General features: G+C 61.3%; 16 protein-coding genes and 1 pseudogene. 12 read left to right on the forward strand and 5 right to left on the reverse strand.

Annotated elements, in window-relative coordinates:
• The 6 genes and pseudogenes from CDI09_RS18215 to CDI09_RS12940 form a co-directional block, all read left to right on the forward strand.
• Window positions 1-752, forward strand: a pseudogene (locus CDI09_RS18215) (hypothetical protein); the annotation flags it as partial.
• Window positions 752-1,165, forward strand: coding sequence for a hypothetical protein (locus CDI09_RS18465; protein WP_205836653.1), 414 nt, complete (start codon window positions 752-754; stop codon window positions 1,163-1,165). The pseudogene CDI09_RS18215 and the gene CDI09_RS18465, both read left to right, overlap by 1 nt.
• 63 nt (window positions 1,166-1,228) lie before the next feature.
• Complete coding sequence (locus CDI09_RS12925) at window positions 1,229-1,657, forward strand: hypothetical protein (RefSeq protein ID WP_078523883.1); 429 nt, start codon at window positions 1,229-1,231, stop codon at window positions 1,655-1,657.
• Window positions 1,654-2,154, forward strand: coding sequence for a hypothetical protein (locus CDI09_RS12930; RefSeq protein ID WP_078523884.1), 501 nt, complete (start codon window positions 1,654-1,656; stop codon window positions 2,152-2,154). Before CDI09_RS12925 ends, CDI09_RS12930 begins: the two co-directional genes overlap by 4 nt.
• A gap of 1 nt (window position 2,155) precedes the next feature.
• On the forward strand, window positions 2,156-2,518 hold the full coding sequence (locus tag CDI09_RS12935) for a hypothetical protein (RefSeq protein ID WP_078523885.1): 363 nt from the start codon (window positions 2,156-2,158) through the stop codon (window positions 2,516-2,518).
• Between the two features lie 112 nt (window positions 2,519-2,630).
• Window positions 2,631-3,212: a hypothetical protein gene (locus tag CDI09_RS12940; protein WP_078523887.1), complete on the forward strand. Its 582-nt coding sequence runs from the start codon at window positions 2,631-2,633 to the stop codon at window positions 3,210-3,212.
• Window positions 3,213-3,449: 237 nt separating this feature from the next.
• Here CDI09_RS12940 and CDI09_RS12945 read toward each other — a convergent pair whose 3' ends face one another.
• Complete coding sequence (locus CDI09_RS12945; protein WP_078527590.1) at window positions 3,450-4,331, reverse strand: DMT family transporter; 882 nt, start codon at window positions 4,329-4,331, stop codon at window positions 3,450-3,452.
• Window positions 4,332-4,502: 171 nt separating this feature from the next.
• Between CDI09_RS12945 and CDI09_RS12950 the strand changes: the two genes are divergently transcribed.
• Window positions 4,503-5,285 carry an MgtC/SapB family protein gene (locus CDI09_RS12950; RefSeq protein WP_236944702.1) on the forward strand — a complete coding sequence of 261 codons (783 nt, stop codon included), beginning with the start codon at window positions 4,503-4,505 and terminating at the stop codon, window positions 5,283-5,285.
• 19 nt (window positions 5,286-5,304) lie between these two features.
• Here the strand turns inward: CDI09_RS12950 and CDI09_RS12955 are convergent, their stop codons facing one another.
• Window positions 5,305-5,649, reverse strand: a complete 345-nt coding sequence (locus CDI09_RS12955) for a DUF952 domain-containing protein (RefSeq protein ID WP_078523891.1) — start codon at window positions 5,647-5,649, stop codon at window positions 5,305-5,307.
• 62 nt (window positions 5,650-5,711) lie between these two features.
• Window positions 5,712-6,836, reverse strand: coding sequence for an MFS transporter (locus tag CDI09_RS12960; protein ID WP_078523893.1), 1,125 nt, complete (start codon window positions 6,834-6,836; stop codon window positions 5,712-5,714).
• A 200-nt stretch (window positions 6,837-7,036) separates the two neighbouring features.
• Between CDI09_RS12960 and CDI09_RS12965 the strand changes: the two genes are divergently transcribed.
• Together CDI09_RS12965 and CDI09_RS18220 are read left to right on the forward strand one after the other, a co-directional pair.
• Window positions 7,037-7,444, forward strand: a complete 408-nt coding sequence (locus CDI09_RS12965; RefSeq protein WP_236944570.1) for a hypothetical protein — start codon at window positions 7,037-7,039, stop codon at window positions 7,442-7,444.
• Window positions 7,445-7,574: 130 nt separating this feature from the next.
• Window positions 7,575-7,871, forward strand: coding sequence for a hypothetical protein (locus tag CDI09_RS18220; RefSeq protein ID WP_170120498.1), 297 nt, complete (start codon window positions 7,575-7,577; stop codon window positions 7,869-7,871).
• A 139-nt stretch (window positions 7,872-8,010) separates the two neighbouring features.
• Here CDI09_RS18220 and CDI09_RS17775 read toward each other — a convergent pair whose 3' ends face one another.
• A complete protein-coding gene (locus CDI09_RS17775; RefSeq protein ID WP_146220880.1) occupies window positions 8,011-8,298 on the reverse strand; it encodes a hypothetical protein in 288 nt (95 codons plus the stop codon).
• A 197-nt stretch (window positions 8,299-8,495) separates the two neighbouring features.
• Here CDI09_RS17775 and CDI09_RS12975 point away from each other — a divergent pair, with 197 nt between their 5' ends.
• Complete coding sequence (locus CDI09_RS12975) at window positions 8,496-9,284, forward strand: SDR family NAD(P)-dependent oxidoreductase (RefSeq protein WP_078523897.1); 789 nt, start codon at window positions 8,496-8,498, stop codon at window positions 9,282-9,284.
• A 127-nt stretch (window positions 9,285-9,411) separates the two neighbouring features.
• Window positions 9,412-10,281 (forward strand): sulfurtransferase, encoded by an 870-nt coding sequence (locus CDI09_RS12980; protein WP_078523898.1) that lies wholly within the window; start codon window positions 9,412-9,414, stop codon window positions 10,279-10,281.
• A gap of 162 nt (window positions 10,282-10,443) precedes the next feature.
• Here CDI09_RS12980 and CDI09_RS12985 read toward each other — a convergent pair whose 3' ends face one another.
• On the reverse strand, window positions 10,444-11,382 hold the full coding sequence (locus CDI09_RS12985) for a LysR family transcriptional regulator (RefSeq protein ID WP_078523900.1): 939 nt from the start codon (window positions 11,380-11,382) through the stop codon (window positions 10,444-10,446).
• Between the two features lie 121 nt (window positions 11,383-11,503).
• On the opposite strand from CDI09_RS12985, the gene CDI09_RS12990 reads away from it, so the two are divergent.
• Complete coding sequence (locus CDI09_RS12990) at window positions 11,504-12,544, forward strand: aromatic ring-hydroxylating oxygenase subunit alpha (RefSeq protein WP_078523902.1); 1,041 nt, start codon at window positions 11,504-11,506, stop codon at window positions 12,542-12,544.
• Window positions 12,545-12,548: the final 4 nt, after the last annotated feature.

Below are 12,548 nucleotides of genomic sequence, written 5' to 3' on the forward strand. Positions count from 1 at the left end.
GCGTGCTCAATGCCACGGCGGCGCAGAACCCTGTGGCCCTGGGCCAGTTGCAGGCAATGGGCTTCATTGCCAATGCACTGATTGGCGTTACGTCAATCACATCCAGCGGCACATTTACGCCAGATGCCCGCACGAAATGGCTACGCATCCGGGGCGTAGGGGGTGGCGGCGGTAGCGGCGGATGTCCGTATACGGGGTCAACGCAGGAATCCACGGCATCAGGCGGCTATTCCGGGGGCTATATTGAACTGGTTGTCTCGGTGGAGGACCTTCTTGCCGGAGCTGACTCTATTGCAATATCCATCGGAGCCGGAGGATTGGCGGGAACAGGAAACGCTTCCGGCGCAACACCTGGTGGGGATGGTGGCGATACGACAATTGGCGGCGCTGTAACCATTCCCGGTGGCCCTGGTGGGCATAATGGGTCATGGGGTACCGGATCGCAGGTGTTCTCTCAGGCGCTATCAACTACATTGCCGACCTCTACGGTCGGCACCATTATAGCAGGCATACCCCCAACAATCTCGAAAAACGGCCAGATCGTGCTTGGCATTGGCACCAATCAGCAGAAGGGCGGCGACGGCGGAGATACCCCTTTCGGGCAGGGCGGCATCGGCGGCGTATCCCGAGGCGGCGCGATTGGTAACGGCTACGGTTCGGGCGGGGGGGGCGCCAGCCAGGGCGCCAACTATGAAGGAGCAAGTGGTGCGGCTGGCCTGCCTGCCAAACTCATTATTGAGGAATATGCATAATGGCGCGCTATCTGATCTGCCTGAGCGCCGCATCGGGCGACAAACCGGCAAATTATGTGGTCAATACGATAGAATGGGACGGTAAGGCAGCATTCACGCTACCCGCCAGCACAGTGTTGATTGAGGACACGGACAGCATCTACCAGCCCGGCGATACCTACGGTGTGACGCCTGCGCGTTCGGTGCCGGTCAATCCTGCCGCCACGGTCCCTCTCGCCACGCAGGCGCAGAACGCCCTGACCGCCGCCGCATCTGCCACATGGCAGGCCTATGGCATGTATGGGCAGACCACACCGACGGATGTCGTGACCTACCTGAACGCGCTGAAAGCCATTGCGGCCGGCACGGACACCACCAGCACGGCGCTGCCCGTGGCCCCGGCGGACCTGAGTGGCGCGACCACCACGACCTGATCCGCCCACACAACCCGCGCCTGCCACGCCGCCCACCCGGGCGGTTTTTTTATGAGAAAATGAATGAGTGAAACAATACCCCCGACGCAGGGCGGTCCGGTGGCAACCATACGCTGCGCCACGGTCGAGGATCTCGCCCGCGTGCGTGAGCGGCTGGCGAAGGTTGAAGGTGGCCACGACAACCTGCGCGATGGCCTGAACACGCTCTCGCAGCAGTTTGCCGATCTCAGGCGCGACCTCACGCAGTCAGTCACGGACAACGCCGCCCAGACCCGGCGCGAGATCATGGAGCGGGTTGACGACATGACCGACACGGCCACAGAGCGCAACAACGAGATATCGGGCAGGCTGGCGCGCATCGAGGGCGGCCTCAGGCTCACGTCATGGGTGACCATGACCTTCATCGTGCTGGCCACCGGCCTGCTGGGCTGGGGGCAGATTGGCGATGCCGCCTTCGCTTTCTGCAAGCGCGCGCTGGGGTACGGACCATGATGGGCCTGCCCCCGGCTCCGCTGACGGACCTCAAGACCCGCGTCATTGCCCCAACCCTTGCCTTCATTGGTCTGGGTGGGTCTGCTGCGGTCAACCTGATCGCAGGCATTGCGCTGGTCGAGACGGGCTGCCGCGCACTGGTGCAGTCCGGCGGCGGTCCGGCCCTGGGCCTGTGGCAGATGGAGCCGTTCACGCATGACGACATCTGGGCAACCTTTCTGCCCGCGCAACGCCTGTCTGCCATCCGCGCCCGGCTGTTTGCCCTGCAGGCCGCGTGGCCCATGGGTTCTGATCGCGCCACTCAGTTGATCGGCAACCTGCCCTATGCCTGCGCCATGGCGCGGCTGAAATGCTACCGCGCGCCCGAGCCGATACCCGCAGCCAATGATGCCGCCGGGCAATGCCGGTTCTGGAAAACCAACTACAACACCACGCTCGGGGCGGGGGACGTTGATCCGCAGCACGTTGCCCTGTTCGAGCAGGCCATTGAGGTATGACATGAACACCACCGCAAAACTCGGCGGCCTCGGCGCCGTCATTGCACTCCTGCTGGCCGAAGTTCCGGAACAATACACGCTCTATGCCGCGATCTTCGTTTTCGCCTGTAGTGCTGCCGCAGCCATCATCCCGCCGCCGCATGCGGGCAGCCGGTGGGCCTTGGCCTATCAGCTTATGACCACCATCGGGCTGAACATCGGCTGGGCAGAAAACCACTTCAAGCCCGGCCAGTCAGGCGTGCGCGTGCCGCTGGCTGACAAGCCCGCCGCCAAGCAGGCCGTGGCCACAGCCGGCATTCCGGTTTTGAACAGGAAAGGCAGGCCCGAAATACTGAAAAAGCAGGAGGTGCAGCTCCGGCGCTAGGTGGATGGCCGATGTGAGCCGAAGCTGCAAACCCTATTCTGCCCTTTATTGCGGCAAAAATAAGTCGCGTATGTCCGCCGCCGCAGAGCGGTTTTTTTACAGGAACACAAACATGAACCTTATGCTCTCCCGCCGGTGCGTGCTGCGCATGGGGGCCGGAACGCTGATGGCCGACATGCTCGCTGGCTGCACGCTCACCCGCGCGGGCAAGGTCACCACCATTACCCTGAACGTGGCTGAAGTCACGGATTACGGGAATGCCATTTTGTCATTCGCCAGTACCGCCATCAGTCTTTCATTTGTCACAGCGGCCATGGGTCCGGCAAACGTGGCGCTGGCCAGTACGGTGATCGCCGCACTCAAGGAAGCGCTCGATGCGTTCAAGACTGCCGCCGGGTCAAGCACATCCGTAAGTTATGACAGCACCAGCATCCACACGGCGTTTGACAGTATTTTATCCGATATCGAGCAGATCAATACCCTTGTTATTGCGGTTATTACGGGCATGGCGTCCGACCTGTCGGGCACTGTGGTCTCGGAGGCGAAAACGGCAGCGAATGCCGCGTCAACGCTGATCTCGCTCCTCAAGGCCATGGTGGACATGACGACACGGCGCATGGCGGTCGGTACGACCCTGCCTGCACAGGAAGCAATCGGGCGGATTACAGTTTTCGTGGCAACGCATGGTGCATGAACGGGGGGAAGCAACATGGAACATGCCGCAACGATACTTCCTTTCCTTTATGGCATTATGGTGGGGAATGCCGTCAGCCTGACGGCTGGAGGACTTTTTGTGTTACGCCACTGGCGGCGGCAGCGAATGATCCGTGAATGTCTTGGCCCACCAACAGATCATCAATAAAAACTAATAATCGTTTTCGGATATGACTTTTTTCAAGAAAGCGATGTCACCTGCAGCGGTTATTCTTTATCACTTCCTGGGTTTCAGGCGTGCAGGCAGCCTGATTTCACTTGCCAGCACGCCCGCTACGATACAGCACGCACCCACAACCGAGGTGACTGGCAGCGGGTCACCAGCCATGCGCCCGACAACGCCGCCCCATACGGGCTCACCAGCGTAGATAATGGTGGCCCGTGTAGGCGAGATGGCTTTCTGCGCCCAGTTCATGACCAGTTGCACAAGCATGCTGCCCATGCCAAGACCCATGCTTCCGGCAACCCAGATCCATGAAAATGCTGGCAGGTGCTCACCCGCAACCGGCATGGCCAGCAGGGCCAGAAGCCCGGCCACCAGCAGTTGCACCACGGTGATGCGCCTGCTGTCACCCAGTGTTGCACAACGGCTGATCAGCACAATCTCGGCGGCCACCGATACGGCACACAGCATGGTGGCCCATTCACCCCGGCCAAATCTACCCTGTGTCGCGCCCGTGCCTGCCAGCAGCACCAGCCCGCAAAACGCCAGCCCGATCCCCACCCAGTTCATGAGACGTGGCGGCCTGTGCAGCACGATCCATTGCAAAAGAGGCACGATCGGCACGTAAAGCGCGGTCAGGAATGCCGAACGGCTGCTGCTGATGGTTTGCAGCCCGTAACTCTGCAAGGTGTAACCGGCCCATATCGTGATGCCGACCGCCATGCCCGCCCCGGCCTCGGCCAGGCTGGTCCGCCGCAGGGCACGGTGAAAAATCGCGCTGCCTGCCAGCCCCGCCGTCATGAAGCGCAACCCCACGAAAAACAGCGGCCCGCAATGCCGTAGTGCGACATGCACGATCAGGAACGTGCCACCCCAGAACAGTGTTACGGCCATCAGGGCCAGTTCCTGCCGGGACGGGAGGTTTATGCTCGCCATGCGCGCGCCATCCACTGTTTTATTTCAATCTGCACCCTTTCCTCCTCGCAGGCGGGGATAAAGCGGGGCTACCCTGCGGGCTGGTACGCAACCCGACCTTCTCCCATGCTGTTTAACCGGCAGGCGCATGGTTTGGTGCGGAGGAGGGTGGTCTTGTCACTTTTTGCCAATATGTCATCGGGGGAAGACTGGCTCCAGCTTGGTGAACTTGTGCTTGCTTTCGTGCTGTCGGCGCTGGTGGGGATGGAGCGGGAGTTCAGGCAGAAAAGCGCGGGGCTGCGCACTTACACGCTGGTCGGGGTGGCTTCCGCGCTGTTCATGCTGGTGTCAAAATACGGGTTCAACAACATCCTTGATGCGGGGCGTGTCGTGCTGGACCCCTCACGGATTGCGGCACAGGTGGTATCGGGCATCGGGTTCATTGGCGGTGGCGTCATCTTCATGCGGCGTGACATCGTGCGGGGGCTGACCACCGCTGCGTCCGTCTGGCTGACTGCGGCACTGGGCATGGCCTGTGGGGCGGGGCTCATTACGCTGGCAGTGGCGACGACCATCGGCCATTTCATCATCATGCTCGGCTTTCCGCGCATCAGCCACCTTATTCCACGCGATCATGCCGCCCGTTCGGTGGGGCTGTTCCTGTCTTACCCCGACGGGCGCGGATTGCTGCGCATGATCCTCATCCGCTGCACCAGACTGCGTTTTACCATTACCCGCGTCAAGCTCGAGCCGCCTGATCGATCCCTGCAAGACCCCGAGGCCCTGCAGGACCTGCGCGACCGGCAGCACGATGCGGAACTTCCTCCACCTGACGAAAGACCCGGCCATGGCACGGTCACGCTATTCATCAAGGTGCGCGGCAGGCGGCCCGTCTCGCACCTTGTCGCTGCGTTATCGGATATTGATGGCATTATCAGCGTAGAAACCGATGAAGGCGATCATGACCCCGAATAGGCAGCCTGCTCCACGCTGCTCAGAGCGGTAGCTGCACGCGCCCCTGTGCATCGCGGGTTACGGCAGTGGTGGCCACAACCGCGCCAATAGGCAGGGCGGCATACAGATGCGGAAAAAGCTGCCCTCCGCGTGATGGCTCCCAGCGCACTGCCGCCGGGTCGAGCAGGCCCAGATCGACCGCAAGCAGCACAAGGCCGCTCTGGCCTGCAAAATGCTTTTCAAGCGTGCCGTGCACCTGCGGCCCGGTGGAGAAATGGATGAAGCCATCCGCCACATCAGCCGGCGAACCCTTGAACAGGCCCGCGCGGACAAACGCCTCGTGCTCGGAGGCGGTCAGGATTTTATATACGATATGCTCTGTCATGGTGTTCTGGTCCGGTCAGGAAAGGGCGCAGCATAGGCCAGTGCGCCGCCAGAGGAAACATGTCAGCCGCCGTAGCGCCTGCCCATGCGCAACACGGCCAGCGCTACGCCGGCCAGCCCCGCGCTCCACGCCAGCACCGCACAGGGGCCCACGCTGGACAGAACCACCCCGCCACACAGCGCGCCCGCGCCGATGCCGCTATTGAACCCCGTGACACAGAATGAACAGGCGGCTTCGCGCTGATGGGGGGCCAGTTCAATGGCATAGCTTTGCGGGCCAAGATTGATCAGCGCAGCAATGATGCCCCATACCGCCATATCTACCCATGCCAGCCATGGCGACCAGCCTGAGGCAACCAGCAGCACATGACTCAACATCAGGGCGATCATGGCGATGCCAATCGTGCGCCCCGCCGACCAGGGCAGGTGGCCGCCCAGCCAGTTACCCCCGATCCCCACCGCGCCATAGATCAGCAGCAGCAGCGGCACCAGCCGTTCTGGCGTGTGCGGTATGGCTGACAGAAGCGGAATGATATAGGTATAGGCCGTAAAATGGGCGCTCACCACCAGTGCTGTCAGCACGGCGATGTAACGCAGCACCGGCTGGCGCAGGAGGGCTGGAATATCAAGATGCCTGCGCTGCGAGGGCAGGGGCGGCAGCAATGCCAGAACGCCGCCCATGATGGCCAGCGCCGCAATGCCGCACACCACGAACGCAGCGCGCCAGCCCAGCCACTGCCCGATGGCCGCAGCCATGGGAATGCCCCCCGCAAACCCCACTGCAACCCCCGTGAAGGCCCATGCCGTGGCGCGCGCCACTGGCATATGGGGGGCAAGGCGGACGGCAACCCCGGCTATGGTCGACCAGAAAATGCCATGCCCGAGCGCCAGCGCAACCCGCATTGCCGCCATGAGCGCGTAGTGACTGACAAAGGCGCAGGCAACATCCATCACCCCCGCCAGCCCCAGCAGCATGGCCATGAGCGTGCGCCGGTCCAGCCCCGAGGTGAACAGCGTGAGCGGGATTGCGGTCAGCGCCACCAGCCAGGCATAGCCCGTGACCAGCAGCCCGATGCGACCGGGTGATACATGAAGGCCGGCCGCCATGTCCGTCAGCAGCCCTATGGGCAGCACCTCGGTCACCAGCCAGACAAACGCCCCCATCGAGAGCATGACGATACGCATCATAAACTCATTTACCCCCGGCAAGCCGCCTGCTTGCAAGCACAGCGGAACCGGGCCGCTTTAACGCTATATCGGGAGGGCGAAAAGAGGGCGGATACGCACAATTACCGGCATGATGCAAAATCGGTCTGGTCATTGCGGCGCCAAGGGGGCACCGTGGGTCAATTACCCATCACCGCGCATGGATAGACGGAAAGGTTCGCATGATGATGCCCCTCCCTGACAATGATACGGGACCAGCCGTATTGCATTTTCCGCGCCGGAACATCCTGCCCGCGGGAGAAGCATCGGATTACCTGGGTATCCGCCCCCGCCACCTGCGCGCCATGCGCCTGCTGCGCTGCGGGCCAAAAACCATCACCATCAACCGCGAGACGCTTTATACTGAAGAAGACCTGCGCAGTTTCCGCCAGGGACTGCTAAATATGGTGGGCGTTACGGAAAATGGAGGGTTTTACCGGGAACTCAAGCCCGCCGAACGGACCACCACCACTGCTGGCGACCCGCTGATCGTACTCCTGTCGCGTCATATCATCCGCCGCAAGGCCACACTGGTGGGGTTGTGGGGCATGATGGCGGTGGGAATTGGCATCGACCTGATCCTGTTCTGAACAGACCCGGGCGCCCGGCGCGGAGAGAGACGCGCAGGGAGCGCAGCCTATCGGGAACAAAAAAAGGGAGGCTCCTGCTGGAGCCCCCCTTTTTGACACATGGCGTCAGCCGCGCAGATTACTGCTGGCCGTGGTCGCCGTGCTCGTGGTCGCCGTGCTCGTGATCGCCGTGCTCATGGTCGTGATCGCCATGCTCACCACCGTGCTCACGGTCGCCATGCTCGTCACCGTGCTCACGGTCACCATGCTCGCCGTTCTGGTCGTGGCCTTCATGGCCGCCGCGATGGCCGCCGTGGTGGCCACGGTGTTCGCCGTGGTGCTGCTCGTTGTTGTCATCCGCATGAGCGGCAACGGGCAGGGCCAGGCCGAGGGCCGCAGCAAAAAGCAGTGCTTTTTTCATGTAATCTATTCCTTCCTAACGAACTGATTTTTGCAAATCAGATATTGCCTTATAAAATAACGGCCCGATGATATAAAGGGCATACCGCTATTTCATTTGTAACCGAATGCATCACTTATATCTATAAAGGTCAATACCTGAATTTTTTGTGATGCTGCCATGCATTTTAGGCATCATCATACAGGAAATCTTCATCGGATGCCGTGTGTACAGCATCTTGCGGGCGGGCGTAGCCACGCCTGCTGCGCCAGGCGCGCAACAGGGCTTCACGCCATTCTTCATGCGGCTCTTTGCGGGGTTTGGGGGTGGAATCGGACTGTATGTTCATGATCCGGAAACCTTTGAAAAAGCCCGCCAAAGCGCAGGCAGGGATGCTTAACAAATATGGAACATCACAAGTATGACGATTGTATGAATCCTGTTTTGCAGGGCCCCGGCTTTTTTCCTTACGCATGCGGTTCTGATTGCCATTTTGTGGTATTGTTAGGAATCTATTCTTCTAGTGCAGCAGGTGCACATCTGTCCTGCCGCTACATGCCGTGAGCGATATGCGCATTCATCTGGCCCTCGCGTGCCATCCATGGTCTTCTACCAAGCAGGAAACGCCAGGGGCATGAATGTGTCCCGCCCGCAAAGAAAGGAAAACCGACCATGCAGATTGATCTGACAGGCCGCACGGCCATTGTAACGGGATCGACCGGCGGGATCGGCCTGGCCATTGCGAAGGGACTGGTTACAAGCGGCGCGCATGTCGTCATCAATGGACGCCGCCCGGCAGCGGTCGCGCAGGCGGTCGAGGCCCTTTCCGCTCTGGGCAGGGGTGGCGTGGCTGGCTTTACGGGCGATCTGGGCACGGCGGAAGGGTGTGCTGCGCTGGTGGCAAGCCACCCGCATTGCGACATCCTGATCAACAATCTGGGCATTTTTGAGCAAAAAGACTTTTTTGAAACCCCGGATGCCGACTGGACCCGTTTTTTCGAGGTCAATGTCATGTCTGGCGTACGGCTTTCACGCGCCTATCTGCCAGGAATGCAGGCGCGTGACTGGGGGCGTGTGGTGTTCATTTCATCGGAATCGGCGTTCAACATTCCGGTCGAGATGATTCATTACGGTTTCAGCAAGACCGCGCAGGTCACCATCGCACGCGGCCTGGCGGAGCGGATGGCGGGCACCAATGTAACCGTCAATTCCGTGCTGCCCGGGCCGACCCTGTCGGAAGGGCTGGCGGAAATGCTCCGCCCCGAGCAGCAAAAAACCGGCAGGACGATGGAGGAAGTGGCGGCGGACTTCGTGATGCAACACCGCCCATCCTCCATCATCCGCCGTGCCGCCAGTGTGGATGAGGTGGCGAATATGGTGGTTTACCTCTCTTCGCCGCAGGCATCGGCCACGACGGGGGCAGCCGTGCGCGTTGACGGTGGCGTGCTGAGCACGATCTGACCCGGCGGGCCTGCGCGCATGCGTCCCGCGCCGGTCATGGCCGGGGCATGCCGCAGCCCCTCCATGCCCATGCGGATTACTGGTAGGAGAGCAGGATCTGTCCACCTCCTTGCCGCAGGGAATTTTCATGTCCACCACCGTTCTTTATTCACCAGACGACGTGCGTGCCGCAGGCAGCAATGCTCTCCTGATTGACGTGCGCGACCCCAAGGATTTCGCGGCAGGTCACATTCCCGGCGCTGTCAACATGCCAGACATCTTTACCTACCTGGCTGAAACCACGCAGGACGGGCTGCACAAGCTGCAGCAGACCTTCGCCACCCTTTTCGCCGATTACGGGCTGGACGGCACCACGACCGCCATCGTGTATGAAGATGCCCTGCACACCCGCTATGGCGCGTCGTGCCGGGGCTACTGGATCCTGCGTTATCTGGGTTACCCCAAGGTGGGCATTCTTGATGGCGGACTGAGCGCGTGGCGCGGGGCAGGGGGCACGCTGACCACCGATGTCGCCAGCCCTGCCAGCACGGACTTCCCCCTGCGGCCCGATGCCAGCCTCATGGCAACGCAGGACGAAGTGCGGGCGGCGCTGGGTTCTTCCACCATCAAGCTGCTCGACAACCGCGACCGGGTGGAATGGCTGGCCGAAAGTTCATCGCCCTACGGGGTTGATTTCGCGCCGCGCAAGGGCCGCATTCCCGGTGCCGTGTGGATCGAATGGTATGACTTCATGAAGGTGACCGACAATCACGCCGCCTTCCGCACGCCCGATGAAATCCGGGCGCTGGCCGCCACGCGTAACCTGCACCCTGATGATGACATCATCATTTACTGTTTCAAGGGCGCGCGTGCCGCCAACACCTATGTGGCGCTGGCCTCGGCCGGGTTCAGCAGACTGCGTATCTACATGGGTTCGTGGAACGAATGGTCGCGTAATCCGGCATTACCTGTTGAAGGCGGGCTGCCAAAGGCTGCCGCACCCTATAACGGCGCCTGACGGAAGGAATGAGAAGACCTGTATGCCTGTCCAGGCGCGAAAGTCCCCTGTCGGAGCACGCCAGGAGATGGGCTGTAAATAGCTTGTTTATAAAGAATTCAGAAAATTTTCCAGGTATCGCCTTTTTCCCAAAAGGCGACACCTTCTGAAGCTTTTATAATTTCAGGGTATTATCGGGGCGGCCCTACAATCCCTCTGCCGGGCGTGGCGGGCCATGATGTCCCGGGTCATGGCCTCGACCTGCCGCGTCAGGCGTGAAAGCTGCCGGGTGCGGTCATGCACCAGGGCGAGCGTGAGATGAGGCACCTGCACGCCCGCAAGCGGCACGAAGGCCAGTTCCCCACGCAGGACTTCAGCCATGACATCGAGTGAACTGAGAAAGCAGATCCCGATCCCCGCCGCCACCAGCGACAGCATCATCTGCACATTGTTCGCCCGCGCGGCCACCGGCGGGCTGATGCGCGCGCCACGTAGCAGCCCGTCAAACACGGAGGCAATGGCAAGCGGCTGCTCGGGCATGATGACGGGATGGTCCATGCACTGCGCCAGCCTGACCGAGCTTTTCCGCGCCAGCGGGTGCGCAGGCGGGCACACGAAGCCAAGGGGAAAGGTCATGCGATGCAACACCACGATGTCGCGCATGTCATCGGGGTCGAGCACAAGGGCCAGGTCTCCTTCACCCGACAGGAGTGCCTGGCAGATCCGTTTATTGTCACGGATATTCACGTTCAGCACCACGCCCGGATGGCTGGCCTTCATGTCTGCTACGAGCTGCGGCACGAAAGCACGTGACAGGGCCTCAGGCGCAAGCAGGTCAACCTGCCCGCGACGGATGCCTTTCAGGTCATCGATCTGGCGGGTCAGGTCATCGAGATCCTTAACCCAGCGCCGGGCGCAGGCATAAAACAGTTCGCCAGCCGCTGTCAGGCGCATGCCGGTGGGCAGGCGCTCGAACAGGGGGGTCTGCAATTCCTTTTCCCCCAGCAGGATATGCCGGTTGATGGCCGAACCAGCGATGTGCAGTTCCTCTGCCGCGCGACGGATGGATTTATGGCGCGCAACCGCCAGAAAATAGACCATAAAGCGTGAAAAGGGATGCATGCGTTCTCATTTTGAGAATGATAAAGGCTCAATTATGATATATCTGAGCGCACGCTGTATGTGAAATGATCTTCCTGAAAGCCGCCAGAGCCTTTCCGGCCTGTTCAGGAGATCCTCTACCATGACCCTCGCTGCCCCAGCCCATTCCTTGCCCCGCAACATGACATTTGATGCCGATGACTGGCTGATCCTGGCCCGTTGCTGGCACCCCGTGGCTCTGGTGCGCGACCTGGGCACGCAACCGCTGGGCGTGACCCTGCTTGATGTCCCACTGGTGCTCTACCGCGCGGGCGATGCAATCGTGGTGGCTGATGACCTGTGCCCGCATCGCGGCGTGCCGCTGAGCATGGGCAAGGGAGATGGCCAGAGCGTGGCCTGTGCCTATCATGGCTTCCGCTTTGGCCAGCAGGGGCGGTGCGTCAGGGTGCCAGCTCACCCTGAAAACGCCATTCCCGGCAAGCTGAACCTGCGCACCTACCCGGCGGTGGAGCGCTACGGCCTGATCTGGACCTGCCTGCGCCCCGATGAGGCACCGCCGGTCATTCCGCCCATGCCGCACTGGAATGACCCGGCCTATCAGCAGATCAACTGCCCCTTTATCGACATTGCCGGTTTTGCGGGGCGGCAGGTGGAGGGGTTCATTGACGTGGCCCATTTTGCCTTCGTGCATACCGACACCTTCGCCGACCCCGAAAACCCCGTGGTGCCTCCCTATAAAACGCACCTCACGCCTGATGGGTTCGAGGCCGAATATCGCAGCAGCGTGGGTAACTACCCCATTGGCAAGGCCGACCGGGGGCGCCCCGGCTTTGAATGGCTGCGTCACTTCCGGGTGCATGTGCCTTTTACCGCCACGCTGGAAATCCATTTTCCCGATAACGGACGGCTGGTCATCATGAACGCGGCCTCACCGGTATCAGCGCGACAGACGCGCATGTTCGCGCCGATGTGCCGCAACTTCGACAAGGAGCTGCCGCTGCAGGATGTCTATGACTTCAATCTGCGCGTATTCGAGGAAGACCGCGCACTTGTCGAGGCCCAGAAGCCCGAGAACCTGCCGCTCGACCCCACGCTTGAGGCCCATGTCATGGCCGACCGCAGTTCGATCGCCTATCGCCGTGCCCTGCGCACGATGGGCCTGAGCCAGTTTTTCACGGCATAACGTC

The organism is Komagataeibacter nataicola, assembly GCF_003207795.1.
GTDB lineage: Bacteria > Pseudomonadota > Alphaproteobacteria > Acetobacterales > Acetobacteraceae > Komagataeibacter > Komagataeibacter nataicola.

What these genes read in the sequence shown, in the direction of transcription:
- CDI09_RS18465 (WP_205836653.1), top strand. Translation starts at nt 752, where the DNA reads ATGGCGCGCTATCTGATCTGCCTGAGCGCCGCATCGGGCGACAAACCG.
- CDI09_RS12925 (WP_078523883.1), top strand. Translation starts at nt 1,229, where the DNA reads ATGAGTGAAACAATACCCCCGACGCAGGGCGGTCCGGTGGCAACCATA.
- CDI09_RS12930 (WP_078523884.1), top strand. Translation starts at nt 1,654, where the DNA reads ATGATGGGCCTGCCCCCGGCTCCGCTGACGGACCTCAAGACCCGCGTC.
- CDI09_RS12935 (WP_078523885.1), top strand. Translation starts at nt 2,156, where the DNA reads ATGAACACCACCGCAAAACTCGGCGGCCTCGGCGCCGTCATTGCACTC.
- CDI09_RS12940 (WP_078523887.1), top strand. Translation starts at nt 2,631, where the DNA reads ATGAACCTTATGCTCTCCCGCCGGTGCGTGCTGCGCATGGGGGCCGGA.
- CDI09_RS12945 (WP_078527590.1), bottom strand. Translation starts at nt 4,331, where the DNA reads ATGGCGAGCATAAACCTCCCGTCCCGGCAGGAACTGGCCCTGATGGCC.
- CDI09_RS12950 (WP_236944702.1), top strand. Translation starts at nt 4,503, where the DNA reads ATGTCATCGGGGGAAGACTGGCTCCAGCTTGGTGAACTTGTGCTTGCT.
- CDI09_RS12955 (WP_078523891.1), bottom strand. Translation starts at nt 5,649, where the DNA reads ATGACAGAGCATATCGTATATAAAATCCTGACCGCCTCCGAGCACGAG.
- CDI09_RS12960 (WP_078523893.1), bottom strand. Translation starts at nt 6,836, where the DNA reads ATGATGCGTATCGTCATGCTCTCGATGGGGGCGTTTGTCTGGCTGGTG.
- CDI09_RS12965 (WP_236944570.1), top strand. Translation starts at nt 7,037, where the DNA reads ATGATGATGCCCCTCCCTGACAATGATACGGGACCAGCCGTATTGCAT.
- CDI09_RS17775 (WP_146220880.1), bottom strand. Translation starts at nt 8,298, where the DNA reads ATGCGTAAGGAAAAAAGCCGGGGCCCTGCAAAACAGGATTCATACAAT.
- CDI09_RS12975 (WP_078523897.1), top strand. Translation starts at nt 8,496, where the DNA reads ATGCAGATTGATCTGACAGGCCGCACGGCCATTGTAACGGGATCGACC.
- CDI09_RS12980 (WP_078523898.1), top strand. Translation starts at nt 9,412, where the DNA reads ATGTCCACCACCGTTCTTTATTCACCAGACGACGTGCGTGCCGCAGGC.
- CDI09_RS12985 (WP_078523900.1), bottom strand. Translation starts at nt 11,382, where the DNA reads ATGCATCCCTTTTCACGCTTTATGGTCTATTTTCTGGCGGTTGCGCGC.
- CDI09_RS12990 (WP_078523902.1), top strand. Translation starts at nt 11,504, where the DNA reads ATGACCCTCGCTGCCCCAGCCCATTCCTTGCCCCGCAACATGACATTT.